Annotated in this window: 22 protein-coding genes; 15 read left to right on the forward strand and 7 right to left on the reverse strand. The window is 70.5% G+C overall.

The annotated features are described in order from the left end of the window. Positions 1 to 52 precede the first annotated feature (52 nt). The 3 genes from ilvA (at position 53) to IE295_RS29495 (ending at position 3,291) form a co-directional block, all read left to right on the forward strand. Positions 53 to 1,306, forward strand: coding sequence for a threonine ammonia-lyase (ilvA, locus tag IE295_RS29485; protein WP_190066825.1), 1,254 nt, complete (start codon positions 53 to 55; stop codon positions 1,304 to 1,306). A gap of 147 nt (positions 1,307 to 1,453) precedes the next feature. Beyond that, positions 1,454 to 2,434, forward strand: a complete 981-nt coding sequence (locus IE295_RS29490; protein WP_190066826.1) for an ATP-binding cassette domain-containing protein — start codon at positions 1,454 to 1,456, stop codon at positions 2,432 to 2,434. Beyond that, positions 2,431 to 3,291 carry an ABC transporter permease gene (locus IE295_RS29495; RefSeq protein WP_190066827.1) on the forward strand — a complete coding sequence of 287 codons (861 nt, stop codon included), beginning with the start codon at positions 2,431 to 2,433 and terminating at the stop codon, positions 3,289 to 3,291. The genes IE295_RS29490 and IE295_RS29495 overlap by 4 nt, the downstream gene beginning before the upstream one ends. A 92-nt stretch (positions 3,292 to 3,383) precedes the next feature. Here the strand turns inward: IE295_RS29495 and greA are convergent, their stop codons facing one another. After that, positions 3,384 to 3,881, reverse strand: coding sequence for a transcription elongation factor GreA (gene greA / locus IE295_RS29500; protein WP_190066828.1), 498 nt, complete (start codon positions 3,879 to 3,881; stop codon positions 3,384 to 3,386). A 220-nt stretch (positions 3,882 to 4,101) separates the two neighbouring features. Beyond that, the gene (locus IE295_RS29505; RefSeq protein ID WP_190066829.1) at positions 4,102 to 4,512 is read right to left on the reverse strand and encodes a DUF4307 domain-containing protein; all 411 of its coding nucleotides are present in this window, start codon (positions 4,510 to 4,512) and stop codon (positions 4,102 to 4,104) included. A 159-nt stretch (positions 4,513 to 4,671) separates the two neighbouring features. On the opposite strand from IE295_RS29505, the gene mca reads away from it, so the two are divergent. The 3 genes from mca (at position 4,672) to IE295_RS34590 (ending at position 7,352) form a co-directional block, all read left to right on the forward strand. Then, complete coding sequence (gene mca / locus IE295_RS29510) at positions 4,672 to 5,541, forward strand: mycothiol conjugate amidase Mca (protein ID WP_190066830.1); 870 nt, start codon at positions 4,672 to 4,674, stop codon at positions 5,539 to 5,541. Between the two features lie 4 nt (positions 5,542 to 5,545). Then, positions 5,546 to 5,776: an RAMP4 family protein gene (locus IE295_RS29515; protein WP_190066831.1), complete on the forward strand. Its 231-nt coding sequence runs from the start codon at positions 5,546 to 5,548 to the stop codon at positions 5,774 to 5,776. A 1,090-nt stretch (positions 5,777 to 6,866) separates the two neighbouring features. Next, positions 6,867 to 7,352, forward strand: a complete 486-nt coding sequence (locus IE295_RS34590) for a response regulator transcription factor (protein ID WP_372479512.1) — start codon at positions 6,867 to 6,869, stop codon at positions 7,350 to 7,352. Here the strand turns inward: IE295_RS34590 and IE295_RS29525 are convergent. The 3 genes from IE295_RS29525 to aroA all read right to left on the reverse strand — a co-directional run bounded on the left by IE295_RS29525 (position 7,322) and on the right by aroA (position 10,931). Then, positions 7,322 to 8,248, reverse strand: a complete 927-nt coding sequence (locus IE295_RS29525) for an alpha/beta fold hydrolase (protein WP_190066832.1) — start codon at positions 8,246 to 8,248, stop codon at positions 7,322 to 7,324. The two genes, IE295_RS34590 and IE295_RS29525, sit on opposite strands and share 31 nt — an antisense overlap. Positions 8,249 to 8,395: 147 nt before the next feature. Then, positions 8,396 to 9,463: a histidinol-phosphate transaminase gene (hisC, locus tag IE295_RS29530; protein ID WP_190066833.1), complete on the reverse strand. Its 1,068-nt coding sequence runs from the start codon at positions 9,461 to 9,463 to the stop codon at positions 8,396 to 8,398. A 118-nt stretch (positions 9,464 to 9,581) separates the two neighbouring features. After that, positions 9,582 to 10,931, reverse strand: a complete 1,350-nt coding sequence (aroA, locus tag IE295_RS29535; RefSeq protein ID WP_190066834.1) for a 3-phosphoshikimate 1-carboxyvinyltransferase — start codon at positions 10,929 to 10,931, stop codon at positions 9,582 to 9,584. Positions 10,932 to 11,450: 519 nt separating this feature from the next. Here aroA and IE295_RS29540 point away from each other — a divergent pair. The 8 genes from IE295_RS29540 to IE295_RS29575 all read left to right on the forward strand — a co-directional run bounded on the left by IE295_RS29540 (position 11,451) and on the right by IE295_RS29575 (position 21,578). Further along, the gene (locus IE295_RS29540; protein ID WP_190066835.1) at positions 11,451 to 12,692 is read left to right on the forward strand and encodes an ATP-grasp domain-containing protein; all 1,242 of its coding nucleotides are present in this window, start codon (positions 11,451 to 11,453) and stop codon (positions 12,690 to 12,692) included. Positions 12,693 to 12,738: 46 nt separating this feature from the next. Continuing rightward, positions 12,739 to 13,842 (forward strand): DUF1611 domain-containing protein, encoded by a 1,104-nt coding sequence (locus IE295_RS29545; protein WP_224323474.1) that lies wholly within the window; start codon positions 12,739 to 12,741, stop codon positions 13,840 to 13,842. A gap of 32 nt (positions 13,843 to 13,874) precedes the next feature. Then, positions 13,875 to 15,191 (forward strand): ATP-grasp domain-containing protein, encoded by a 1,317-nt coding sequence (locus IE295_RS29550; RefSeq protein ID WP_190066836.1) that lies wholly within the window; start codon positions 13,875 to 13,877, stop codon positions 15,189 to 15,191. Positions 15,192 to 15,257: 66 nt separating this feature from the next. Continuing rightward, complete coding sequence (locus IE295_RS29555) at positions 15,258 to 16,007, forward strand: iron-containing redox enzyme family protein (RefSeq protein WP_190066837.1); 750 nt, start codon at positions 15,258 to 15,260, stop codon at positions 16,005 to 16,007. A gap of 240 nt (positions 16,008 to 16,247) precedes the next feature. Next, a complete protein-coding gene (locus tag IE295_RS29560) occupies positions 16,248 to 17,129 on the forward strand; it encodes a phytanoyl-CoA dioxygenase family protein (protein WP_190066838.1) in 882 nt (293 codons plus the stop codon). A 7-nt stretch (positions 17,130 to 17,136) separates the two neighbouring features. Beyond that, on the forward strand, positions 17,137 to 17,982 hold the full coding sequence (locus IE295_RS29565) for a PhzF family phenazine biosynthesis protein (RefSeq protein ID WP_190066839.1): 846 nt from the start codon (positions 17,137 to 17,139) through the stop codon (positions 17,980 to 17,982). A gap of 157 nt (positions 17,983 to 18,139) precedes the next feature. Beyond that, positions 18,140 to 19,435 (forward strand): MFS transporter, encoded by a 1,296-nt coding sequence (locus IE295_RS29570; RefSeq protein ID WP_224323473.1) that lies wholly within the window; start codon positions 18,140 to 18,142, stop codon positions 19,433 to 19,435. A gap of 115 nt (positions 19,436 to 19,550) precedes the next feature. Next, positions 19,551 to 21,578 (forward strand): thioredoxin domain-containing protein, encoded by a 2,028-nt coding sequence (locus tag IE295_RS29575; RefSeq protein ID WP_190066840.1) that lies wholly within the window; start codon positions 19,551 to 19,553, stop codon positions 21,576 to 21,578. A gap of 18 nt (positions 21,579 to 21,596) precedes the next feature. Here IE295_RS29575 and IE295_RS29580 read toward each other — a convergent pair whose 3' ends face one another. Then, positions 21,597 to 22,232 (reverse strand): TetR/AcrR family transcriptional regulator, encoded by a 636-nt coding sequence (locus IE295_RS29580; RefSeq protein ID WP_190066841.1) that lies wholly within the window; start codon positions 22,230 to 22,232, stop codon positions 21,597 to 21,599. 322 nt (positions 22,233 to 22,554) lie between these two features. Beyond that, positions 22,555 to 23,268 carry a PAQR family membrane homeostasis protein TrhA gene (gene trhA / locus IE295_RS29585; RefSeq protein WP_190066842.1) on the reverse strand — a complete coding sequence of 238 codons (714 nt, stop codon included), beginning with the start codon at positions 23,266 to 23,268 and terminating at the stop codon, positions 22,555 to 22,557. Between the two features lie 264 nt (positions 23,269 to 23,532). Here trhA and IE295_RS29590 point away from each other — a divergent pair, with 264 nt between their 5' ends. Then, the gene (locus IE295_RS29590) at positions 23,533 to 25,362 is read left to right on the forward strand and encodes a phosphoenolpyruvate carboxykinase (GTP) (RefSeq protein WP_190066843.1); all 1,830 of its coding nucleotides are present in this window, start codon (positions 23,533 to 23,535) and stop codon (positions 25,360 to 25,362) included. Positions 25,363 to 25,425: the final 63 nt, after the last annotated feature.

Consider the following 25,425-nt stretch of genomic DNA (forward strand, 5'->3'; position numbering starts at 1 on the left):
GTGCCGTCGCGTGGCCCACGCGGGCTCGCGGGCGCGGCGGGATACTGACGTCATGGCCGCACGAGCGGTGTCCCTGGACGACGTCCGGCGGGCGCAGCGGACGCTGGCGGGGGTGGCCCAGCGCACCGCGCTGGAGCCCAGCCGCCACCTGTCCCGGCTGGTGGGCGCGCCGGTCCGGCTCAAGTGCGAGAACCTGCAGCGCACCGGCTCGTTCAAGGTGCGCGGCGCCTACGTGCGGATCGCCGGCCTGAGTGCCGGGGAACGGGCGGCCGGGGTCGTCGCCGCGAGCGCCGGCAACCACGGGCAGGGGGTGGCGCTGGCCGCCTCCCTGCTGGACGTGCGGGCCACGGTGTTCATGCCGGAGGGCGCCCAGCTGCCCAAGCTGGCCGCCACCCGCGACTACGGCGCCCGGGTGCGGGTGTGCGGGCAGGACCTGGCCGAGGCGCTGGCCGCCGCGCGGGAGTACGCGCGGGCGACGGGCGCGGTCTTCATCCACCCCTTCGACCACCCCGACGTCATCGCGGGCCAGGGCACGGTGGGGCTGGAGATCCTCGAGCAGTGCCCGCGGGCGGGCACGGTCGTGGTGGGCGTCGGCGGGGGCGGGCTGGTGGCCGGCATCGCGGTGGCGGTCAAGGCGCTGTCGCCGGACGCGCGGATCGTGGGGGTGCAGGCGGCGGGCGCGGCCGCGTACCCGCCGTCGCTGGCCGCCGGGCACCCGGTGACGCTGGAGGCGCCGGTGACGATGGCCGACGGGATCCGGGTGGGGCGCCCGGGAGACCTGCCGTTCCGGATCGTGAAGGAACTGGTCGACGAGGTGCGCACGGTGTCCGAGGACGAGCTGGCGAGCGCGCTGCTGCTGTGCCTGGAGCGGGCGAAGCTGGTGGTGGAGCCGGCCGGCGCGAGCCCGGTGGCGGCGCTGCTGTCCGACCCGGCGGCGTTCCGGGCCTCGGAAGGAGGCGCCGGGGAGGGGGCGGAGGAGGAGGGACGGCCGGTGGTGGCCGTTCTGTCGGGCGGGAACGTCGACGCGCTGGTGCTGCAGCGGGTGTTGCGGCACGGCATGGCGGCGGCCGGACGGTACCTGTCGCTGCGGCTGCTGCTGACGGACCGGCCGGGCGCGCTGGCCGCGCTGCTGGAGGTGCTGTCGGCGGCCGACGCCAACGTCGTGGACGTCTCCCACGTACGGACCGACCCGCGGCTGGGGATCGCCGAGGCGGAGGTCGAGGTGCACCTGGAGACGACGGGGCCCGGGCACTGCGCGGAGGTACGGGCCGCGCTGCGGGCGGCCGGCTATCCGGTGATGTCCTGATATCGCGCCCGTGGCGGACGACCGGAATGACATGCGGACAGCGGTCACGGATTTCCGGTGAACATCCGGTGGGAATCATTCACGGGGCGGGACGGAGCCCGCGAACGTAAAATCGTGTATTACGTCACCTCAACGGGGAGAACCTCCATGCCAGGCGCTATATACGCCGAAGGCCTGGTCAAGACCTTCGGCGACGTCACGGCTCTGGACGGCGTCGATCTCGACGTTCCGGAAGGAACCGTTCTAGGACTGCTCGGCCCCAATGGCGCCGGCAAGACCACCGCAGTGCGGGTGCTCACCACCCTCATCAGGCCCGATCGCGGCAAGGCCGTCGTGGCGGGCATCGACGTACTGAAGAAGCCCAACGAAGTCCGCCACGCCATCGGCCTGTCCGGGCAGTTCGCCGCCGTCGACGAATATCTGACGGGGCGTGAGAACCTCAGCATGGTCGGCCGGTTGTACCAGATGAGCTCGCGCGACGCGAAGTCGCGGGCGGGCGAGCTGCTGGAGCGCTTCAACCTCGCCGACGCCGCCGACCGCCCCGCCAAGACGTACTCCGGCGGCATGCGCCGCCGCCTCGACCTCGCCGCCGCCCTGGTCGTCAGCCCGCCCGTGATGTTCATGGACGAGCCCACCACGGGCCTGGACCCGCGCAACCGGCAGGCGCTGTGGGAGGTCATCCAGGAACTGGTCGCCGGCGGCACGACCCTGCTGCTCACCACGCAGTACCTGGAGGAGGCCGACCACCTCGCGCACGACATCTGCGTGATCGACCACGGCAAGGTCATCGCCCGCGGCACCTCCGACCAGCTCAAGGCGCGCACCGGCGGCGAGCGCGTCGAGCTCGTCGTCCACGAACGCGAGCACATACCGCTCGCCGTCGAGGTCATGCGGCCCTTCGGCAAGGGCGGATTCACCGTCGAGGAGCACACCCGCAAGGTCATCGTTCCGGTCTCCGGCGGCGCCAGGCTGCTCGCCGAGGTCATCCGGGAGCTGGACACCCGGGGCATCGAGATCGACGACATCGGGCTGCGCCGCCCCACCCTCGACGACGTCTTCATCTCGCTCACCGGGCACGTCGCCGAGGCCGGCGAGGAGACCCGCGAACAGGAAGGGGCCGCCACATGACCGCGGCCGGTGACACCCTCTCCCGGCGGCCGGTGCCCAGGGCACGCGGCGGCGCCGTCCAGTCCGTACGCGACTCCCTCGTCGTCGCCCAGCGCAATCTGATCCGCATGATGCGCATCCCCGAAGTGGTCATCTTCGGGCTGATCCAGCCGATCATGTTCGTGGTGCTGTTCAGCTACGTCTTCGGCGGCTCCATCGCCGTGGGCGGCAGCACGGACCCCGACACCTACCGCCAGTTCCTGATGGCGGGCATCTTCGCGCAGACCGTCACCTTCGCCACGGCCGGCGCGGGGGCCGGCATCGCGGACGACATGCACAAGGGCCTCATCGACCGCTTCCGCTCGCTGCCCATGGCGCGCGGGGCCGTGCTCACCGGCCGTACGCTCGCGGACCTGGTGCAGACCGCCCTCACGCTCGTGGTGCTGGCGATCGTCGCCGTGATCGTCGGCTGGCGGATCCACGAGGGGCTGCTCAAGGCCCTGGCCGGCTTCGCCCTGCTGCTCCTGCTCGGCTACGCCTTCTCCTGGATCGGCGCGCTCATCGGATTGTCCGTGCGCACCCCGGAGGCCGCCACGTCGGGCGGGCTGATCTGGCTCTTCCCGCTGACCTTCATCTCCAACGCGTTCGTCCCCGCCGACAACATGCCCACCGTCCTGCGCACGATCGCGGAGTGGAACCCCTTCAGCGCCACCGTCCAGGCGGCGCGCGAGCTCTTCGGCAACCTGCCGCCCGGCTATCCGGTGCCGTCGGCGTGGCCGATGCAGCACCCGGTGTGGGCGTCGCTGATCTGGTCCGTGGTGATCATCACCGTCTTCCGGGCCCTGTCGGTGCGCAAATACCGCTCGGCGACGGCGTAGGAGGCGGCGTAGGGGACGGCCGGGCACGCGGAAGGCCCCGGCCCCCGGAGATCCGGGGGCCGGGGCCTTCTCGTCCGGCGTCCGCGAGGGCGTCAGCCCGAGTAGGGCTTGGCCTCGAGGATGCGGACCATGGCCTTCTTGCCGTTGGGGAGCTCGTACTGAGCGTCCTCGCCGATCTTCTTGCCGAGGACGCCCGAGCCCAGCGGGGACTGGGGGGAGTACGTCTCGATGTCCGAGCTGGCGTACTCGCGCGAGGCCAGCAGGAAGTCGAGGGTGTCGTCCGGGTCGCCGTCGAAGGCGATGGTGACGACCATGCCGGGGGCCACCACGCCGTCGGCGGCCGGGGCCTCGCCGACCTTCGCGGACTCGAGCAGCTGGGTCAGCTGACGGACGCGGAGCTCCTGCTTGCCCTGCTCCTCCTTGGCCGCGTGGTAACCGCCGTTCTCTCGCAGGTCACCTTCCTCGCGGGCCGCCGCGATCTTCGCCGCGATCTCGGTGCGAGCGGGACCAGACAGGTACTCCAGCTCGGCCTTGAGCTGGTCGTACGCCTCCTGAGTCAGCCAGGTGACGTTGTCGCTGGTCTGGGTCACAGGTGCTCCTCGTCGGTACTGGGGAATGCTGGGGGATGCATCTCGATACAAATGAACGCCCTACTCAGAAGGGTGCACCTTCAAAGGTGGGCGAAACCACGAGCCTAACAATTACGTCCGGAAAGGGGGAAGAAGTAACGGGGAGAAACTGCGCAAGAATCGCGTCAACGCAGGTCAGGGGCCTGACGCCGGCCTGATGCCGACCTGGGCCCCCGGCCTGTCAGCCCCGCTTCTCCATCCGGCAGCCCTCGAGCTCGGTGGCCGCGGCGTGGGCCGTCGTACGCAGCGTGACCAGCTCGGTGAAGTGCGTCTCGGCCCGGTCGAAGCGGAAGTCCTTGCGGGCCACCTCGCCACCCTCCGCGCCGAGGGAGCGCAGGGTGCACACGGCGACGGCGTCCCGGTCCTTGCGGATCTCCAGGACCGCCTGCACGGTGTCGTCGCTGACCGTCTTGGAACGGATCAGCTGGGTGCCGCCGTCCGACTTCGTGATGTAGTGCACAGCCGCCCAGCCGATGAAGGCGAGCAGCACGGCGCCCAGCACGGCCCCGACGATCTTCAGCTTGCGGTCGGCGCGCTCGTCCGCCGAGCGGCCGTAGCGGCCCTCGGGCGGGGCTCCGCGGTCCGCAGCCATGATCGTTCCTCCTGGTAGGGCCGGTTCCGGGCGCATCCCTCACCGGCGGGGGCCTTTGTCCCGCGAACTCGGAATGAAAACACGCCCGCTTCGGTCACTATAGGAGGCGGCCCCGGACACCGATGGAGGGGCCCAAGACCTGTGACTGAGGATCGAGCCTTGACTGAGCAGTTGCGAATGATGGCCGTTCACGCCCACCCCGACGACGAGTCGAGCAAGGGCGCGGCCACGATGGCCAAGTACGTGTCCGAGGGGGTGGACGTGCTGGTCGCCACCTGCACGGGTGGGGAGCGTGGCTCCATTCTCAACCCCAAGCTCCAGGGCGACCCCTACATCGAAGAGCACATCCACGAGGTCCGGGCCAAGGAGATGGACGAGGCCCGCGACATCCTGGGCGTCAAGCAGGAGTGGCTGGGATTCGTCGACTCCGGCCTGCCCGAGGGCGACCCGCTGCCCCCGCTGCCGGACGGCTGCTTCGCCCTCCAGGACGTCGACGAGGCCGCCGGCGCGCTGGTGAAGCTGATCCGCGAGTTCCGTCCGCACGTGGTCACCACGTACGACGAGAACGGCGGCTACCCCCACCCCGACCACATCATGACCCACAAGATCACGATGGTGGCCTTCGACGCGGCGGGCGACCCCGAGCGCTACCCCGAGGCCGGCGAGCCCTGGCAGCCGCTGAAGCTCTACTACAACCAGGGCTTCAACCGCCCGCGCACCCAGGCGCTGCACGACGCCCTGATCGAGCGCGGCCTGGACTCCCCCTACGGCGAGTGGCTCAAGCGCTGGGACGACATGGGCCGCGAGCGCACGCTGACCACCTTCGTGCCGTGCGCGGACTTCTTCGAGATCCGCGACAAGGCCCTGATCGCCCACGCCACCCAGATCGACCCCGACGGCGGCTGGTTCAAGGTCCCCATGGACATCCAGCGCGAGGTGTGGCCGACCGAGGAGTACGAGCTCGCGAGGTCCCTCGTCGACACTTCCCTCCCCGAGGACGACCTCTTCGCGGGCATCCGCAACAATTGACCCCATGATGAGCGCGACTGCAACCCTCGCCGCCACCCACCTCGTGCCCTTCGCCGCCGAGGAACTGGACAAGAACAAGGTCACGCCCGGTGTGCTCGGCTTCCTCGTCTTCGCCGTCATCGGCGGAGCCGTGTGGATGCTGATGAAGAGCATGAACAAGCACATGAAGCGGGTCGACTTCGAGGAGGCTCCCGAGCCCTCCGGCGAGGGCGGCAAGGTCGAGCGGACGGCCTGAGGGCCCGGCGGACGGCCTGAGGGCCGAACGTCCTGAGGACTGCGCGGACGGCCTGAGGACCCGGCGGACGGCCCGGGGCGGGCCGCCGCGGCCGGGTCCGGCGCACCGGTACGGCTCGTGGGTGCCGTAGCGCCGCCCCGGCCTGCCCGGATCACCCCCACCGCGGAATCCGACTGGATTTCGCCTCGGCAATGCCGCCAGCCATGCGTTCCGCAGCGTCCTCGAGGTCGCATGCGTCCACCGGCGCACACTCGCCACCCGCACCGAGGCCCGGTCGGCGATCGCGACTGGATCACCAGCTTCCGCGAAATCCAACGGCTGCCCCACACCAGAGCCCGGTCAACTACGAATGAGGTCGCGGGGCCGACCCCGCTGGGGAATTCGCCATTCCGCCGGCCCTCGCTTCATGACGGGGTGTCGGCGGCTTTGGGTAAACGTCGATTTTTGGCAAAGAGTGCTGGTCAACCGATTGCGCCACCGTGTAGCCTGAAGTTAGTTTCAGCATGCGTCAAGGGGGGCTCCTGCGCCTGGCCATGAAGCGCTGCTTCGTGGTCGCGCACCGATTCTTCACGGTGTTGCCATTTTCGCCCGCGAATATTTTGGTGCGCTAGCACGGGGGAGGCTGCACTGACGTCCTACTTATGCGTACTTTCCATGGATTCGCTGGGCTCCTGTATTCACGGTGATGCTCCCCATCCGGGAGCCATTGGTCCAGCAGTGAAAGTCGATCCACCCGGCGGGTTACGGCTTGGTCAATGCCAGGGCATGGCTTGACCGGGGGAGGCCGGAAGAGAGGCCGCCACCTTGGCCGATGCCCCCCGTGGCGAGTGGCGAAAAATCGTCGTGGACGCCACCCTCCAGGACTTCCGCCTCCTTGCCCGGTTCCAAGGCAGCCTCCGCCTCTCCCCGCCCCTTCTGACGCCCTGCCGGCCTGGACGGCAGGGACCGGGCGAGACGTTGGGCCGCCTGCCGTGACCGCCGCCTGTCGGGTGATCTGCCGGCGCTCACCGCTCAGCGCCGGGGGTGCCGCGTGACTGAAGCCCTTGGGTGTTTTTCTCATGCTCTTTGAGAGGGAAAGAGGAGACAGGACATGGAAGAAGCGCTGGCCGAAAAACTCACCTACCGGGAGTTAGATGTGCTCGGCCTGCTGGCCGGGGGGTTGAGCAACCGGCTCATCGCTCGGAGGCTGGACATCTCGGAGAAGACCGTGAAAAACCACCTCAGCAGCATTTACTTGAAGATCGGTGCCACCGACCGCACTCAGGCCGCGCTCTACGCCCAACACGTCGGCCTGACCGACCCCGGCAAAGCGGCTCCGTCCGCCCCGGCGTCTGCTCCGGCCTCCGATCCCGTCCCCAGGGAGGGTTCGCCACCGACGGGCCACGCCCTCACCGCGCGCGAGCGGGGCGTACTCCATCTACTGGCCCGGGGGCTGAGTAATCGGGTCATCGCTCGGAGGCTGGGCATCTCGGAGAAGACCGTGAAAAACCACCTCAGCAGCATTTACTTGAAGATCGGAGCCGCCCACCGCACTCAGGCCGCGCTCTACGCCCAATACGTCGACCTCGCTTCCTGAGCGGCCCGCGGCCGGACCTCTTCTCCGAGGGGATCTCCGCTGTCGCTCGGTGCGCTCGCTCTCCCGCGGTCGCGTTCCGTCGCCCGCGAGCATCCCTCCTCGACGAGGAACCTCCGCACCAGCTTGCCCGCCTCGTCCCGGCACTCCTCGAAGTAGGCGTGCCGGGCGCCCGGGAAGAGGTGTGCGCGGGCACCGGGGATGCGGGAGGCGAGCAGCCGGAGGTTGTCCGGCGGGGTGAGCCGGTCCTGGTCGCCGTGGAGGATCAGGGTGGGGGCCGCAATGCCCGGCAGTTCGCTCCATGCGTCGTGCTCGTTGCTGGCGATGAGGTGGCCGCGGCGCGCATGGGCCGGCATCCGCGGGTCGCCGAGGGTGCGGTAGGGGCCAGGGTGCGCGGCCCGCCAGGCGGGGGAGTACATCAGGTCGGCCAGCACTCGGCGTACGGCCTCCGGATCCGGCTGTGCGAGGGACCGTCGTACCGACGCGTCGCGTTCCACGGCGTGCGGACCGCCAGGGGAGGTGCAGCCCAGGACCAGCCGGCGGACCCGCTCCGGGTGGCGGATCGCGAGCCACTGCGCGACCCGGCCGCCCATCGAGGTGCCGTACACGTCGGCGCGCTCGATACCGATCGCGTCCAGGACCGCGACGACGTCGTCCGCGAACTGAGCGACGGAGTACGGCCCTTCGGGCTTGTCGCTGTCGCCCGTGCCGCGCAGGTCCAGGGTCACGGTGGAGCGCACGGTGTGGAAGTCCTCGCGCACGCCGTCCCACCAGTGGTGGTCGTTCGCCTGCCCGGCGAGCAGCACCAGCGGCGGCCCCTCCCCGCGGTGCTGATACGCCAAGGCCGTGCCGTCCTGGGCGCGAGCGAAGGTCGGGGCCGGCCGGTCGTGTTCGGTCATCGACGTCCTTCGAACGGGCACACGGGGCATGTGGGCGGCGCGCGGTGTCATGAGGCTTCCTCATGCTAGCCCGAACAGGCGCACGGAATGGGCACTATTGATGTTCTGCCGAGCGAGGGCTGCCGCGCGGGATCCGCGGCGGGGGCCTCACATCCGCCAGTCGCCCGCGATCTTCAGCAGGCGGTCGTTCTGCTCGGGAGTGCCGATGGTGATCCGCACCCCCTCGTCGCCGAAGGGGCGCACCATGACTCCCGCCGCCTCGCACGCGTCGGCGAACGCCTGCGTGCGCGAACCGAGGCGCAGCCAGACGAAGTTGGCCTGACTTTCGGGAACGCTCCAGCCCGCGGCCCGCAGGGCATCGGTGACCCGAGCGCGCTCGGCCACCAGGGTCCGCACCCGCTCCAGCAGTTCGGGTTCCGCTTTCAGCGAGGCCCGCGCGGCGGCCTGGGCGAGTCCGCTGACGCCGAACGGCAGGCTGCAGGCGCGCAGCGCGGCCGCGACCGGCGGATGCGCGACCGCGTAGCCGACGCGCAGTCGTGCCAGCCCGTACGCCTTGGAGAAGGTGCGCAGAACGGCGACGTTGGGACGGTCGCGGTAGAGCTCGATGCCGTCGGGTACGTCGGTGTCGTCGACGAACTCGCGGTAGGCCTCGTCGAGCACCACCAGCACGTCGTCCGGCACCCGGTCGAGGAAGCGCTCGAGCTCACCGCGGTGCACGGCCGTGCTGGTCGGGTTGTTGGGGTTGCACACGATGACCATGCGAGTGCGGTCCGTCACCGCATCGGCCATGGCCTCCAGGTCATGCCGCTCGTCACGCAGCGGAATCTGCACGGGGGTGGCCCCAGTGGCCCAGACGAGCATCGGGTACGCCTCGAACGAGCGCCAGGCGAAGAGCACTTCGTCCCCTTCGCCGACCGCGGCGCACAACAAGTCCTTGATGACGCCGAGCGATCCGGTGCCGGGCACGAGGTGCTCCGGGGGCACCGCGAGGGAGGCGGACAGCTCCGCGATCAGCTCACTGCTCTTCGAATCGGGGTAGCGGTTGACGCGTCCCAGTTCCTCGCGCATCGAGGCGACGACCGACGGCAGCGGGGGGTAGGGGTTCTCGTTCGACGACAGCTTGTCCACCAGGTCGCTGGGCGCGGCCCGGCCCGGGACGTAGCGAGGCAACCCGGAGACGTCGGCGCGCAGCCGGGGGGCAGGTGCAGAGGGCATTGGGGGAACTTCCTGAACGGGGGAAGCGGACGGTCGTGCGGGTGCGTCGCTCGCCTGCCGGGCCCGGCGGTACGCGCTGCTGAGGCAGGGCGGACCGCCGGGATTGCCGCGGACAGGGTCAGGCGACGGCCCCGGCGGGCGCGTCCTCCTCCTCGACAGCGGTGGTCCGCGCCCCTGCCTTGGTGAACTCCTCCATGAAGCTGGGGAAGGACAGCTTGACGTCCTCGAAGCCCGAGAACTTGTTGGCGGACTGCATCCGCAGGCCGGCCACGAACAGCGACATGAAGATGCGGTGGTCACCCCAGCTGGACAGCGTCACTCCGCCGGGGTACGTCTTCGCGCCGCGGACCAGGAAGCCGTCGCAGACCCCGTCGGCGTACAGGACCTCGATGTCCACGCCCGCGCGGGTCAGTTCGGCGGCCATGGCCTCGATGCGTGACGCCTTGTGGAACCGGGTGAGGCGTCCGCCGGTCACCTTCAGGCTGCCCTGCACGTACGCCCCGAGGGCGGCGAGCGTGGGCACGATGTTGGGGCAGTCCATCACGTCCACCTCGAAGTCGCCGCACAGGCTGCCCTCCGGGTTGTCGACGATCATCGACAGGGTTTCCTCGTCGAAGGTGACGCTCACCCCGAGCTTTTCCAGGATCGGGACGATCGCGAACTCACCCTGCAGGCTGTCGCCGTACACGTTGGTCAGGACGGTCCGGCCCGGGAAGAGCGCGGCGGCGGCCAGCAGGTACGAGGCAGAGGTGTAGTCCTCGTGGATGGTGACGTCCTGGGTCTGGTAGTGGGAGGGCTCCACGTGGAAGTGGCGCATGTCCTCCGACGCAGCCAGCTTGATGCCCGCGTCGGTCAGGCTCGCCAGCGTCTGCCGGATGTACGACTGGGAGTAGACCTCGCCCGTCACCTCGATCTCCACCGGGCCCTCGGCCAGCGGCGCGGCGAACAGGATGGCGGTGATGAACTGCGAGCTGATGTCGCCCGGCAGCCGGCAGGTGCCGCCCTTCAGGCCGCCTCCCCAGTTGACGACCGGGGCCTTGCCCTCGTCGGCGATCGATTCGATGTCCGCGCCGAGTTCGCGCAGCGCGTCCAGCAGGGGTGCCATCACGCGCCTGCGCAGGGTCGCGTCGCCCGTCACCACGGTCGGCGACGGCAGGGCGGAGGCCAGCGCCGTCACGATGCGGAACACCAGACCCGAGCCGCGGGACTGGACGACGCGCCGGATGTCCGGGAGGGTCCCTCCGATGCCCTTGATCTCCAGGAAACCCTCGTGCTCGGTTATCTCGGCGCCCAGGGCACGGCAGGCGGCCTTCATCGTCTCCGTCTCGTCGCAACGGAGGTCGTTGTAGACGCGTGACGTTCCCTCGGCCAGCGTGCCTACCAGAATGGCCCGTTGCGTCTCCGGCTTCGAGGAAGGGACGCGGAAAGTTCCGGAGAAGGAATCGATCGGATCAACCTTCAGCAGCATCCTGATGTCTCCCGTTTCGCATCGTTCGCCGCCTGATGTCTTGCAGGCGATGTCGCTTTGAGGTCTGGGCCGGCGATATTCGCGGAGCGGGAACATGTCGTCCCGCCGCTTGGCGCTTCGATGTCGGGGCGGGAGTTCGGAAAACTCTCCTGGCGCGCATGGCAACCCTCCGCCGGCCTGGAGGGCGCGATGGGAATTCTGCGTCCCGTGGGGCGGGAGCGGCAATAGGTCCATCTGCCCATGGCGTTTCCGGCGCAAGGTGGTCCGGAGCCTCCTTTGCCGAGGTGTGGCGCTGTCGTCGGCGCTCAGCGGCATCACCGGGGCCGGGAGGGGGGGACCTAGGTCCTATTCTGGCCGGCCCGGTCCCGTGCGAGGCTGTGGCAGCGCGATCAACGCATTGAGGGCTGTCCCCGGGGTTCGGGTTCATCCTTCGGTTCCGAAAGGCCTGCCTTTCACCGCCGTCAACGGTCCCCGCGGCCGGGCACATCCATGTTTCCTGTGAACCGTGAGGCGACATCCATGTCCAGCGCAATCCTGTTCTTGAACCGCTGGTCCTTGTACGAGGACGAGCGGCGCTGGGAGAACCGCCTCGCCGCCCCCGAGCTGGTCTTCGACCCGGAGACCGACCGCGTCACGTACCTCTGCGACGAGGGCGGCCGCAGCGGAGTGCCCTCCGATGCCGAACGGGTCCACGTCGTACCGGACTTCGGTGACGTGGACGGTGTGCTGGAGCTCGTCGACGCCATCGTCCGCGACGAGGGCCCGTTCGACCACGTCATCGGCTTCTCCGAGATGTTGCTCGACCTCGCGGCGACCCTGCGCGAGCGGTACGGCATCCCGGGCCCCGGTGTCGAGGAGACCTCCCGGTTCCGCGACAAGAGCGTCATGAAGGAGCGGGTGTCGCGGGCCGGCCTCCGAGTGCCGCGCTGGGCGACCTGCCACACCGAGGAGCAGACCCTCGCGGCCGCCGAGGAGTTCGGCTACCCCGTGATCGTCAAGCCGGTGCGAGGGGCGTCCAGCCAGGGGGTGCGCGAGATCGCCTCGGCCGAGGAGCTGCGGGCCCTGTGCGCCGAACGGAGCCTGGACGACCTCGAGATCGAGGAGTTCGTGCAGGGCGATATCCTGCACGTCGACGGCGTCCTGGACGCCGAGGGCAAACCGCTGTTCCTGTGCACCTCGCGCTACATCTCCACCTGTCTGGACTACGAGGCCCTGGGCACGCCGCTCGGCTCGGTCTTCCAGACGGACCCCGAGGTGCGCGACCGCTGCGAGGACTTCGCCGTGCGCTGCCTGACCGCGCTCGGTCTGCGCGGCTCCGCCTTCCATCTCGAACTCTTCGACACCGGCGACGAGTTGGTGTTCCTGGAGGTCGGGGCCCGGGTGCCGGGCGCGGACGTGTCCTATGTCATCAACGACGTCCACGGCGTGAACCTTTGGCGGCTGTGGGTCGACGTGCTGCTCGGCCGCTCGGTGTACCTTCCGGTCCCCGATCCGTCGCTGAGCGGCGGCTGGCTGATCATCCAAGGTCCCAAGCCGCTGCCCCGGAAGGTCACCGCCGCGACCCCGCTCCTGGGTCACATTCCGTATGTGTACCGCGAGCTGGTGCCGAGGCCGGGTGAGGTCCTGGAATCCAGGCCCGGCTCGTACGCCACGCTCCAGGGCGGCCGCTTCCTGTTCCGGGGCGGCACCCAGAAGCAGATCGAGGAGGCCGTGAGCCAGGCGAGTGCGCAGTACCGCCTGACGACCGAGCCCCTCCCGTAGACCGCCCGAACCATTGCGTGCCATAGGCCAGAGAACCATCGAGTCCGTGGAGGAAGACGTGGCCCAGTTGAGCCATGCGGAGCTGGTTGAGAAGAAGTTCGTGCTGTTCGCCGATGAATGCTTCGGACTCTTCACGAGCAAGATTGCCGCCTCACTGGTCCGCTACAACGGGGACCGCTGCGTCGCCGTGATCGACAGCCTTCAGGCCGGCCGGACCGTCCAGGACGTCCTCGGCTACGGCGGCCCGATCCCGATCGTCAGCCGCGTCGAGGACGCTCTGCACCTGTCCCCCGAGGTCCTGATCATCGGCAAGGGGCTGCACTCCGCCGACCTGCCCGAGTCCTGGAAGCCGCACATCCTCTCCGCCGTCCAGAACGGCCTGCACCTGATCAACTCGATCCACTACCGCCTCGCCGGCGACCCGGACATCGCCCGTGCCATCCGGGACAAGGGCGTCACCGTCTGGGAGACCAAGGACACCCCGCCGGTGCAGCTCAACAAGGCCCGTGTCCTGGACCTGGACACCTGGGTCATCCACACCTGCGGCAGCGACTCCAACATCGGCAAGAAGACGGCCGCTCTGCAGATCTGGCAAGAGGCCAACCGCATCGGCATCAGCACCGGCTTCGCCGCCACCGGCCAGAGCGGCATGCTGATCTCCGGCCATGGCATCGCGGTCGACGGCGTGCCCGGCGACTTCATGGCCGGCGCCGTCGAGCAGGTCGTCATGGATGCCGCGGCCGGCAAGGAATGGGTCGTCGTCGAGGGCCAGGGTTCGCTCAACCACATCGGGTTCAGCAGCGTCGCCCTCGCCATCCTCCACGGTGCCCTGCCGCACGCCCTGGTCTTCTGCCACCGCCTCGGTGCCGAGCGCACCAAGGTCTGGGAGACGCCCATCATCCCCATCCCCGAGCTCATCCGCCTGAACGAGGAGCTCTCCGTCTTCGAGCGGCCCGCCAAGGTCGCCGCCATCAGCGTCAACAGCTTCGGCTACTCCGAGGAGGACTACCGCCGCGAGGCCGAGAAGCTGGAGGTCGACACCGGACTGCCCGTCGTCGACCCGGTCCGTGAGGGCGGCGCCCGGCTCGTGGAGATCCTGCGCGCCCACCAGCGCGAGACCCTCGACCGGCTGTCCGACCTCCGGCGCTGAGGGCGACCCGGGAACTTCGAGGAGATGCACCGATGAAGCGAGCGATCCTGCTCCTCATGCACCAGGGCAAGTCGTACACCGAGGAGATCGCCGCGGCCGCCGCCGGGCTCGATCTGGCCCTGGTCGCCCTCAGCTCCCGGCCGGAGACGCCGGGGGTGCTGGAGGCGAGCCGCCGGCACCTGGCGGACTGCGTGGTCACCGAGGAACCCGAACTGGGCTCCGGCGACCTCGACAAGGCCGTTCTCGAACTCGCCGACCGGGGCTACCGGGTCGAGGCCGCCCTCGCCACCTTCGAGGGCTACCGGCTGCTGATGGCGGAGCTCAACGACCGGCTCGGCGTGGACGACTCCGCAGAGGCCGTGCTGCGCCTCTGCCTCGACAAGTACGAACTGCGCCGCCACCTCTTCGCCGAGGGGCTGAGCGAGGTCCGGCTCCACCGGCTCACCCCCGGTGTGACCCCCGAACTCGATCCCTCCGCGCAGTGGTTCGTCAAGCCGGTACGCGGTGCCTCGTCCTTCGCGACCTTCGTCCTGAACGACGTCGACGACCTGGCCGACCTGCCCGCGCTTCAGGAGCAGATGCGCGCCGACCAGCGCATGAAGGCAATCTTCATGGACCGGTACGACTTCCTCGTCGAGGAGTACGTCGAGGGCCCGGAGTTCAGCTTCGAGACCTTCGTCCTCGACGGCCGGGTCCACCACCTGTGCGTCCACGAGAAGGCCCGCGTGGAACGCCTGGAGCGGACCGTCCTGGAGGGGATGTCGGTCAGCCCGCCCGTGAGCCTCGACCGTGAACTCGTCCTGGAAGGAGCCGACCACGTCACCCGCTGCCTCGCCGCGCTGGCGGAGCACGGGATGGTCGCCGGCGTCTTCCACATCGAGGTCAAGTACTGGGAGTCGAAGAAGCGCTGGGAGATCATCGAGATCAACCCCCGGATGGGCGGCAGCCTGATCGACGCCAGTGTCCAGACCGTCACCGGGCACTCCCTCCTGGACCTGTGGACCGAGTCCCTGCTGCTGCCCGATGGCGAGCGGGACGCCTTCCACGACCGGCTCACCGGCGCCTCCCAGCTGGAGGCCCTGCGCACCGGCGCACCCACCCGGGCGACCGTGTTCCTCAGCAAGTACGGAGAGAAGGGGCGGACCGTCGACGCGATCCGCTTCGAGCCGCCCACCCGCCCGCCCCGGATCCTGCGAGTCCACGTGGCGGAGGGAACCGAACTCGACGCGTCCGACCGGGGCATCTGCCTGATGGACGCCCTGTGGGACGCGGCGGCCGACGACCTCGAGGCCGAGACCGACTTCCTCGACCGACACGCGACGGAGCATTTCCACGTCAGCTACCGCTGACCACGGCACCACACTCCGCCCCTTTATTGAACATCCCTTGCGAACCCTCTTGTGAAGGAGAACGCGATGAACCGCGTGCAGAACTCCGGGATCACCCACCCGAAGCCGTTCTACAACGAGGAGCAGAGCCGTCTGAAGAAGGCCGAGCTCGACCGCTACATGGACAAGAAGATGGCGGAGTGGAAGGCCACCGTCCCCTTCGCGTCCCACCTGACCGACCCCGAGCTCCACCAGGCTTACTACCGCCGCACCCTCATCGAGCACGTGTGGCGCATCCGCCTCTCCCGGGTCAGCCAGTCCAAGGCCATCTACAAGATCGCCCAGGTCGCGCCCAGGGCCGCCCGCGACTACGCGCAGTACCAGGCCGATGAGATGCTCCACGACAAGCTGTACATCGCCGACGCCGCGGCCGCCGGCATCACCGAGGAAGAGATCCTCGCCACCGAGCCCTACCTCTCCACCCGTCTTCTGGAGGGCTTCTTCTACTACACCCTGGAGCACGAGTCGGCCCTCGCCCCGGTCGTCTCGAACTACCTGGTGGAATACACCCAGATGAAGCTCCAGCCGGCCATCGTCGAGAACCTCCAGGAGCGCCTCGGCAAGGAGAACGTCAAGGGGCAGGCCGCCCACCTTCACGTCGACACCACCGAAGACCACTCCCAGGAGATGTGGGACATCCTCCACCAGCTGCTCTTCAGCGAGGAGGACTTCCAGAAGGTGCTCAAGTACATCGACGACGTCCAGGAGATCCTCGCGCTGTTCTTCCGGGAGATCTACGAGGACACCGTCGCCAAGCACGCGCAGACCGCCGAGTGATCCGTACGTCCCGGACCCCGCGCCGACGACAGAACCGGCACGCGGGGACGTCGGGCGCCTGAGGGGTGAACCGGTCGAGGGATTCACGGGGACCTTCCGTGTCCCCGTTTCGGACCGGAGACACAACGGGCGGCCGCGAGCGCCCCGGCCGAGGGACGCTCGCGGCCGCCCTCCCCGACCCGTACGAGCCCCGTCCCACCCTCACCGCGCCCCCGCAACGCAGCAGAGAGGAACCCCGCCATGTCCGCAGCCGACACAGCCACGTTCGCCAAGGAGTACCGCGAGAACGGCTTCGCGGTCGTCGAACGTCTCTTTGATTCGAGCGAGGTCGCCGAGCTCAACACCGCCATCACGGAGATCCTCGACGTCTCCGACGTCAGCTCCGTCGCCGAAGTGGAGCCGGGCGACAAGGGCATGGCGCGCCGGATCTGGTCGCCCACCAAGCAGCACTCCGCGTTCGAGCGGGCCGCCGCCCACCCCGGACTGCTCGACCACGTCGAGGCGCTCATCGGCCCCGACATCCTGTTCCACTACAGCAAGCTCCACCTCAAGGCCCCGCAGGTGGGCAGTGTCGTGGACTGGCACCAGGACTTCGCCTACTACCCCCACACCAACACCGACCTGGTGACGGCCCTCGTCTACCTCGACGACACCACCACCGAGAACTCCGCCCTCCAGGCCGTCCCCGGCTCCCACCTCCGCGGCCTCGCCGACCACTACGTCGACGGCCACTTCCGCGGCAAGGTGGTGGGCGCCGACGCTCCCGACCCGGAGCTCGCCGTGGCCATCGAGGCGCCCGCGGGCAGCGTGGTCTTCATCCACCCCCTGCTCCTGCACTACTCCTCCCCGAACCGCTCCGACCGGTACCGTCGCGCCTTCCTGCCGGCCTACCGGGCGGCCGACGCCTACCCGATCCACTTCGGCCCGCACGCCGGTCACAACGAGGCCGGAGTGAGGCTGCTGCGCGGCCAGGTGTCGGACACGGCACGTGTGGAGGCCGGGGCGTGGCGTCTCCCGCTCGCGGAGCGCCCCTTCGGCTCGCTCTTCCAGCTCCAGGAGGGCGCCAACCAGACCGCGGACGCGGCGACCACCGGGTACGCCACGGTGGACAAGGCGAAGTGACAACCCCATGAGCACGCCGAACGTGACGGTCGTCCGCGCCTGCCTGCGGGGCGGCGAGGGCGGCAGCCCCACAGCCGTCGTCCTGGAGGACGACGCGGACGGCGCGCCGCTGGGCGACGACGAGCGGCGCCGGATCCCGGTCGCACACGGTGTCTCGCACGCCGTGTACGTACGTCACGTCGGCGACACGACCGAGCTGCGCTTCTTCACCGCGGAGGAGGAACTGCCCGCCTGCGGGCACGGCACGGTCGCCGCCCTCGCCCTCCTCTCGGCACGGCACGGCGGAGGCGGGCCCTACCGGCCCACCCTCCGTGCCGGGGGGCGCGTCTTCGCCGGGCGGGCCGAGCGCGTCGGCGAGCTGATCACCGCTGCCTTCGACCCCGGCCCCGTCGATCAGCGCGAACCGACCGCGGAGGAACGCGCCCTCGTTCTTCCGGCCCTCGGTCTCGCGCCGCACGAGGCCGGGCCGGACGTCCGGATCGCCGGCGTGGGCCGCGAACGCATTCTGGTGCCGGTCACCACCCGGGCCGCGCTCGCCGCGCTGCGTCCGGACCTCGACCGCCTCAGGGCGGTCTGCGACCGGTTCGGCCTGCTCGGCGCGTACGTCCACTCGGAACCTTCGCCCGAGGGCGCGCTCGCGGCACGGATGTTCGCCCCTTCGATCGGCGTTCCGGAGGACCTCGCCAACGCCAACAGCACGGCCTGTCTCGCCGCACACCTGGCCGGCCGGGGCACCCACCGGATCGCCGTCGACATGGGCGATTCCCTCGGCAGCCCGGCCACCGTCACCGCCACGGCGGGACCGGACTTGAGAGTCGAAGTCGGGGGCACGGCGCGGGTCGTGACGGGGTGACCGGCCCAGCGGCTCTCTTGAGTACGACCGAGGGCGGCGCCCGCCACAGAGCCGCCTGACGCGCGGACCGTGCTCACCACCCGGCCCATCAGGCGTGGAGGGCTCGACGCATGAGGGCGTCCGGGCACAGCCATCACGGAGTTGGAGGGACAGCCAGTTGGGCGTCACCATTCAGCGCAAGCCCAGCGAACAGATCGAGCCGACGGCCGGGAAGGGCCTCGAACGAGGGCTACTGGCCTGGCTGGTGGCCCGCGGCCTGGTACCCGAGACGAGCCCCAAGCGCGCCTTCGCCGTCGCGACCTTCATCAGCCTGATCGGCAAGGGTCTCTTCATGTCCGGGGCCGCGTTGTTCTTCACCCGCTCCGTGGGCCTCCCGGTCGCCCAGGTCGGACTCGCCCTGGGCGCCGCCGCCCTGATCGGACTCGCCGCCGGCGTCCCCGTGGGCCACCTGGCCGACCGGTACGGCCCGCGCGAGGTCTTCCGGCTCACGCTCTTCGTGCAGGCCCTCGCCGTGGCGGGACTGGTGCTCGTGCGCTCCTTCCCGTCGCTGGTCGCGTGCCTGTGCGTGGCCGAGCTCGCCGTCTCGGCCGGCACGGCCGCCCGCGGCCCGCTGAACCGCGCCCTGGGCGCCCCGAACCCCACCCGCTACCGCTCCTACCTGCGTGCCCTCAACAACATCGCCATCGGCTGCGGAGCCCTCGCGGCCGGCGTCGTCGTGCAGCTGGACACCAGGACCGCATACGTGTGCCTCATGCTCGGCACCGCCGTCCTGTTCCTCGCCTCCGCGGTCGCCTGCTCCCGCGTTCCGTCCGTGCCACCGGTGGAGGTCCCGGTGGGAGGCAGCCGCTGGCCGGCCCTGAAGGACAAGCCGTACGTGGCGCTCACGGTCCTGGACGGCATCATGTCCATCCAGAACCAGATGCTGAGCTTCGCCCTGCCGCTGTGGATCATCGGGCACACCGATGCACCACGGTGGTTCGTCGGTGCGAGCGTGGCCGTCAACACCGCCATCGTGGTCTGCCTGCAGGTGCGGGTCAGCCGCGGCGTCGTCGACAACATGTCGGCCGGCCGCACCATGCGCCGCGCGGGGGCTGCGCTCCTCCTCTCCACCGCCCTCATCGCGTTGGCGGGCGGCGCGCCCGGGTGGGTCGCCATGGTCGTCGTCCTGCTCGGTGTGATCTCCTTCACCGTGGGCGAACTGTGGTACGCGGCCGCCTCGTTCGAGCTGTCCTTCGGCCTCGCTCCCGAGCACGCACAGGGCCAGTACTCGGGTCTGTTCGCCATCGGCCAGGGCCTGTCCAACGCGATCGGCCCGCCGGTGCTCGGCCTGCTCTGCCTCGGCTGGGGCGAGCCGGGCTGGCTCGCCGTGGGAGTGCTCTTCCTCGTCGCCGGCCAGTTCGTACCGCTCGTCGTGAGGTGGTCCGAACGCACGCGCACACACAGCCCGGGCTAGGACGCCGGTCGATCGATGCCGGGCGGCCGGGCCGCCGCGGCCGGGTCCGGCGCACCGGCACGGCTCGTGGGTGCCGTAGCGCCGCCCCGGCCTGCCCGTGGGTAAGGATGGGGTCATGCCGAACCGCCTGGCGCACGAGACGTCCCCGTACCTCCTCCAGCACGCCGACAACCCGGTCGACTGGTGGCCCTGGTCGCCCGAGGCCTTCGCCGAGGCCCGGCGCCGGGGTGTGCCGGTGCTGCTCAGCGTGGGGTATTCCAGCTGTCACTGGTGCCATGTGATGGCCCACGAGTCGTTCGAGGACGAGGCCGTCGCCGGCTACCTCAACGAGCACTTCGTCTCCGTCAAGGTCGACCGCGAGGAGCGGCCCGACATCGACGCGGTCTACATGGAGGCCGTCCAGGCCGCCACCGGCCAGGGCGGCTGGCCCATGACCGTCTTCCTCACCCCCGACGCCGAGCCCTTCTATTTCGGCACCTACTTCCCGCCCGCCCCCCGGCACGGCATGCCCGGCTTCGGGCAGGTGCTCGAGGGCGTGCGGGCCGCCTGGAGCGACCGCCGGGACGAGGTCGGGCAGGTGGCCCGGCGGATCGTACGGGACCTGTCCGAACGGGCCCTGGCGGTCGACACCTCCACCCCGCCCGGCCCCGAGGAGCTGCACGCCGCGCTGCTGGGGCTGACCCGCGAGTTCGACGCCACGCGCGGCGGCTTCGGCGGGGCGCCCAAGTTCCCGCCGTCCATGACGCTGGAGTTCCTGCTGCGCCACCACGTGCGCACGGGCTCCGAGGCGGCGCTGCAGATGGCGGCCGCCACCTGCGAGGCGATGGCCCGGGGCGGCATCTACGACCAGCTCGGCGGCGGCTTCGCGCGGTACTCCGTGGACGCCTCCTGGACCGTGCCGCACTTCGAGAAGATGCTCTACGACAACGCCCTGCTGTGCCGGGCGTACGCCCACCTGTGGCGGGCCACGGGCTCGGCCCTCGCCCGGCGCGTCGCGCTGGAGACGGCGGACTTCATGGTCCGCGAACTGCGGACGCTCCAGGGCGGCTTCGCCTCCGCGCTCGACGCGGACAGCGACGACGGCACGGGCCGGCACGTCGAGGGCGCGTACTACGTGTGGACGCCCCGGCAGCTGCGGGAGGTGCTGGGCGAGGAGGACGCGACGCTCGCCGCCGCGTACTTCGGCGTCACCGAGGAGGGCACCTTCGAGGAGGGCGCCTCCGTGCTGCAGCTCCCCGACACCGATCTGCTCGTGGACGCCTCGAAGATCGCCTCCGTGCGGGAGCGGCTGCTGGCGGCCCGCGAGCGGCGGTCCCGCCCGGGCCGCGACGACAAGATCGTGGCCGCCTGGAACGGCCTGGCGATCGCCGCGCTCGCCGAGACCGGCGCCTACTTCGACCGGCCGGACCTCGTCCAGGCCGCCACGGACGCCGCCGACCTGCTCGTACGCACCCACATGGACTGGCACGCGCGGCTGTTCCGCACCTCCCTCGACGGCGCGGCGGGCGGCCACGCGGGCGTCCTGGAGGACTACGCCGACGTGGCCGAGGGCTTCCTGGCGCTCGCCGCGGTCACCGGCGAGGGCGTGTGGGTCGACTTCGCCGGGCTGCTGCTGGACACCGTGCTGGTCCACTTCACGGACGTGAAGGGCGCGCTCTTCGACACGGCCGACGACGCCGAGATCCTCATCCGCCGCCCGCAGGACCCCACCGACAGCGCCACGCCCTCGGGCTGGACGGCGGCGGCCGGCGCCCTCCTGACGTACGCCGCCTACACCGGCAGCGCCAGGCACCGCGAGGCCGCCGAGAAGGCGCTGGGCGTCGTGCGCACCCTGGGGCCGAAGGCGCCGCGCTTCATCAGCTGGGGTCTGGCGGTCGCCGAGGCCCTGCTGGACGGCCCCCGCGAGGTCGCCGTCGTGGGGCCCGTCGACCACCCGGTGACCCGTCAGCTGCACCACACCGCGCTGCTGTCGACCGCGCCCGGCCTGGCCGTGGCGCTCGGCGAGCCGGGCTCGGAGGAGGTGCCGCTGCTGAAGGACCGCCCGCTGCTCGAGGGCCGTCCGGCGGCCTACGTCTGCCGCCGCTTCACGTGTGCCGCGCCGACGGCCGACCCGAAGAGCCTCGCGGCGCAGCTGGGCGGGTGAGGGAGGGGGCGGGGGCCCTCAGAGCGTGAGGCCGCCGGCCAGCGTGCGCAGGGCGCGGTCCAGCGCGGGCACCAGCAGTTCCCTGGGCTGGCCCTGGTCGACCCAGTGCATGATCGCCTCGTTGATCACCGCAAGGACGGCCGCGGCCGCGACGCGCAGCTCCAGCTCGTCGGGGGAGCGGCCGGTGCGCTCGGCCAGGGCGCCGGCGAACAGGCGGCAGGTCTCGACCCCGCTCTCCGCCGCGCGGCCGCGCAGCGCGGGCACGTCGCGGATGAGCCGGGAGCACTGCTGCAGTTCGCTGATGTCGCCCTCGACGGCCTGGCGCATGGCCCCCACGATGCCCTGCCGGACGGCCTCCATGGGCGGCTCCTCCGCCGGGCGGCCCAGGACCGCGGCGGCCAGCAGAGGGTCGTACTCGCGTCTGAGCACGATGTCCTCCTTGGTGGGGAAGTACCGGAAGACGGTGCTGGGCGAGACGTCGGCGGCCTCGGCGATCCGGTCGACAGGCGTGGCGTCGTACCCGTACTCCTCGAACAGCCGGTAGGCGGCGCGGCGGATCGCCTGGCGGGTCTGGATCTTCTTCCGTTCGCGCAGCCCGAGCCGGGGGCCTGGCTGCGGGCCGGAGGAGGTCTGTACTGAGGCCATGAACAGCATTCTCCGGCATCGATCTTGCGGCCCCGGCGGGCATTCCCGGCGTTCCGGGCGCGGAGGCTGACGAGTCCCTGATTGTCAGTGGGGTGTGTGACCCTGTGTGCGGGGCAGGGAACCGGTTGTAAGGACCGGAAAGGGGAGGGGCATGACGATTGCCGCTGTGCTGACCGCGGTGCTGTGCGTCGGCGGGTATGTGCTGCTGGGTGAGATCGCCGTGGTCGCGGTGGTGCTGGCGGGTGTGGGCGGCCTGACATGGCGGGTGGCCGTGGCCTCCAGGCCACGGCCACCGCGCATGGGGCGTGCGCCGCGTGCGGGCGCGCCGCTCTCAGGCGTGCGAATAGGCCACCAGGGAGATGCCCACGTAGTGCGCGACGAAGGCCGCCAGGGTGAATGAGTGGAACACCTCGTGGAAGCCGAACCACCGGGGTGAGGGGTTGGGGCGCTTGAGCCCGTAGATCACGCCGCCCGCGGAGTAGAGGAGGCCGCCGACGATCACCAGGACGAGGACCGCGATGCCGCCCTTGCGCAGGAAGTCCGGCAGGAAGAAGACGGCGGCCCACCCCATCGCGATGTAGCAGGGGGTGTAGAGCCAGCGTGGGGCGCCGACCCAGAAGACGCGGAAGACGATGCCGGCCGCGGCCGCCGCCCAGACGGCCCACAGCAGCAGCTGGCCGCGGCCGCCGGGGACCAGCAGCATGGTCAGCGGGGTGTAGGTGCCCGCGATGATCAGGAAGATGTTCGCGTGGTCGAGGCGGCGCAGCAGGGCGGTGGTGCGCGGGCTCCAGTCGCCGCGGTGGTACAGCGCGCTGATGCCGAACAGCAGGCAGGCGCTGAGCACGTACACCGCACAGGCGACGCGGCCGCGCGTGCTGTCGGCCAGGGCCGTGAGGAAGACGCCGGCGATCAGCACGGCCGGGAACATCCCGGCGTGCAGCCAGCCGCGCAGCCGGGGTTTGGCCGGGACGTCCGGCACGGTGGGCGTGAGGGGCGCGGAGGGCGCGGAGAGCGCGGGTTGCGCTGCGTCGGGCGCGGGAGTCATGTCGGTCATGCTACCTACGGGACCGTAGGTTACGTACAGGTACCACGTGGTGATGCTCACGAAGGTGCCCCCTGGACAGATCGGATGAGTAGTCGGATGATCAAATGAGTGCGGGCGGCACCGGATGAGCGGTCACGAAGCGTCTGGGTCGCAGCCCCCAAGGGGCATACATGTGCAGAGACGGACCTTGCGGACGCCGTAGGGCCCGTACCACCCTCAACCATCTGACGCCGGGCAAGCGGGTCCCGGCGGAACGGAGCGATCGTGGCGCGCACCAGTGCGGCTCCCACCACCCCCACCAACCACCAGGAGCTGATCTCCTGGGTCGACGAGATTGCCGCCCTCACCCAGCCGGACCGCGTGGTCTGGTGCGACGGATCCGAGGCCGAGTACGAGCGCCTGTGCGAGGAGCTCGTGGCCAAGGGCACGTTCCGCAAGCTCGACCCGGTCAAGCGCCCCAACTCCTACTACGCCGCCTCCGACCCCAGCGACGTGGCGCGCGTCGAGGACCGTACGTTCATCTGCTCCGAGAAGGAGGAGGACGCGGGCCCGACCAACCACTGGAAGGCCCCCGCCGAGATGCGGGAGGTCTTCGCGGGCAAGGACGGCGACGGCGGCATCTTCCGCGGCTCCATGCGCGGCCGCACCATGTACGTCGTGCCCTTCTGCATGGGCCCGCTCGGCTCGTCGCTCTCCGCCATCGGCGTCGAGATCACCGACTCCGCCTACGTCGCCGTCTCGATGCGCACCATGACCCGCATGGGCCAGGCCGTCCTCGACGAGCTCGGCACCGACGGCTTCTTCGTCAAGGCGGTCCACACCCTCGGCGCTCCGCTCGCCGAGGGCGAGGCCGACGTGCCCTGGCCGTGCAACTCCACCAAGTACATCTCGCACTTCCCCGAGGACCGCGAGATCTGGTCCTACGGCTCCGGCTACGGCGGCAACGCCCTGCTGGGCAAGAAGTGCTACGCCCTGCGCATCGCCTCGGTGATGGCGCGCGACGAGGGCTGGCTGGCCGAGCACATGCTCATCCTCAAGCTGACCCCGCCGCAGGGCGAGGCGAAGTACGTGGCCGCCGCCTTCCCCTCCGCCTGCGGCAAGACCAACCTCGCCATGCTGGAGCCCACGATCTCCGGCTGGACCGTGGAGACCATCGGCGACGACATCGCCTGGATGCGCTTCGGCGAGGACGGCCGCCTCTACGCCATCAACCCCGAGGCCGGCTTCTTCGGCGTCGCCCCCGGGACCGGCGAGAACACCAACGCCAACGCCATGAAGACCCTCTGGGGCAACTCCGTCTTCACCAACGTCGCCCTCACCGACGACAACGACGTCTGGTGGGAGGGCATGACCGAGGACAAGCCCGCCCACCTGACCGACTGGCGCGGCAACGACTGGACGCCGGGCAGCGACACCCCCGCCGCCCACCCCAACGCCCGCTTCACGGTGCCCGCCTCGCAGTGTCCGATCATCGCGCCCGAGTGGGAGGACCCCAAGGGCGTGCCGATCTCGGCCATCCTCTTCGGCGGCCGCCGCGCCACGGCCGTGCCGCTGGTGACCGAGTCCTTCTCCTGGCAGCACGGCGTCTTCCTCGGCGCCAACGTCGCCTCCGAGAAGACCGCCGCCGCCGAGGGCAAGGTCGGCGAGCTGCGCCGCGACCCGTTCGCCATGCTGCCGTTCTGCGGCTACAACATGGGCGACTACATGGGCCACTGGGTGAAGGTCGGCCAGGGCCGCGACGAGGCCGAGCTGCCGAAGATCTACTACGTCAACTGGTTCCGCAAGGACGCCGACGGCCGCTTCGTCTGGCCCGGCTTCGGCGAGAACAGCCGCGTGCTGAAGTGGATCGTCGAGCGCCTGAACGGCCAGGCCGAGGGCGTCGAGACCCCCATCGGCATCCTGCCGACCAAGGAGGCCCTCGACACGGACGGCCTGCGACTGGCCGACGCCGACCTCGACCTGCTGCTGACGGTCGACAAGGAGGTCTGGCGCGAGGAGGCGGCGCTGGTGCCCGAGCACCTCGACACCTTCGGTGACCACACCCCCAAGGAGCTGTGGGACGAGTACCGCGCGCTGGTCGAGCGCCTGGGCTGACGGTCCGAACGAGCGCCGGGCGGGCCGAGGACGACCTCGGCCCGCCCGGCGCTCGTCGTGCCG

The sequence above is a fragment of the Streptomyces griseocarneus genome, from assembly GCF_014655595.1.
Classification (GTDB): Bacteria; Actinomycetota; Actinomycetes; order Streptomycetales; family Streptomycetaceae; genus Streptomyces; species Streptomyces griseocarneus.

Coding starts and splice junctions, on each gene's coding strand:
- ilvA (WP_190066825.1), top strand. CDS start 53: ATGGCCGCACGAGCGGTGTCCCTGGACGACGTCCGGCGGGCGCAGCGG.
- IE295_RS29515 (WP_190066831.1), top strand. CDS start 5,546: ATGATGAGCGCGACTGCAACCCTCGCCGCCACCCACCTCGTGCCCTTC.
- IE295_RS29580 (WP_190066841.1), bottom strand. CDS start 22,232: ATGCTGTTCATGGCCTCAGTACAGACCTCCTCCGGCCCGCAGCCAGGC.
- IE295_RS29505 (WP_190066829.1), bottom strand. CDS start 4,512: ATGGCTGCGGACCGCGGAGCCCCGCCCGAGGGCCGCTACGGCCGCTCG.
- IE295_RS29550 (WP_190066836.1), top strand. CDS start 13,875: ATGAAGCGAGCGATCCTGCTCCTCATGCACCAGGGCAAGTCGTACACC.
- IE295_RS29540 (WP_190066835.1), top strand. CDS start 11,451: ATGTCCAGCGCAATCCTGTTCTTGAACCGCTGGTCCTTGTACGAGGAC.
- IE295_RS29490 (WP_190066826.1), top strand. CDS start 1,454: ATGCCAGGCGCTATATACGCCGAAGGCCTGGTCAAGACCTTCGGCGAC.
- IE295_RS34590 (WP_372479512.1), top strand. CDS start 6,867: ATGGAAGAAGCGCTGGCCGAAAAACTCACCTACCGGGAGTTAGATGTG.
- IE295_RS29560 (WP_190066838.1), top strand. CDS start 16,248: ATGTCCGCAGCCGACACAGCCACGTTCGCCAAGGAGTACCGCGAGAAC.
- IE295_RS29565 (WP_190066839.1), top strand. CDS start 17,137: ATGAGCACGCCGAACGTGACGGTCGTCCGCGCCTGCCTGCGGGGCGGC.
- IE295_RS29525 (WP_190066832.1), bottom strand. CDS start 8,248: ATGACCGAACACGACCGGCCGGCCCCGACCTTCGCTCGCGCCCAGGAC.
- IE295_RS29555 (WP_190066837.1), top strand. CDS start 15,258: ATGAACCGCGTGCAGAACTCCGGGATCACCCACCCGAAGCCGTTCTAC.
- trhA (WP_190066842.1), bottom strand. CDS start 23,268: ATGACTCCCGCGCCCGACGCAGCGCAACCCGCGCTCTCCGCGCCCTCC.
- IE295_RS29575 (WP_190066840.1), top strand. CDS start 19,551: ATGCCGAACCGCCTGGCGCACGAGACGTCCCCGTACCTCCTCCAGCAC.
- aroA (WP_190066834.1), bottom strand. CDS start 10,931: ATGCTGCTGAAGGTTGATCCGATCGATTCCTTCTCCGGAACTTTCCGC.
- hisC (WP_190066833.1), bottom strand. CDS start 9,463: ATGCCCTCTGCACCTGCCCCCCGGCTGCGCGCCGACGTCTCCGGGTTG.
- IE295_RS29495 (WP_190066827.1), top strand. CDS start 2,431: ATGACCGCGGCCGGTGACACCCTCTCCCGGCGGCCGGTGCCCAGGGCA.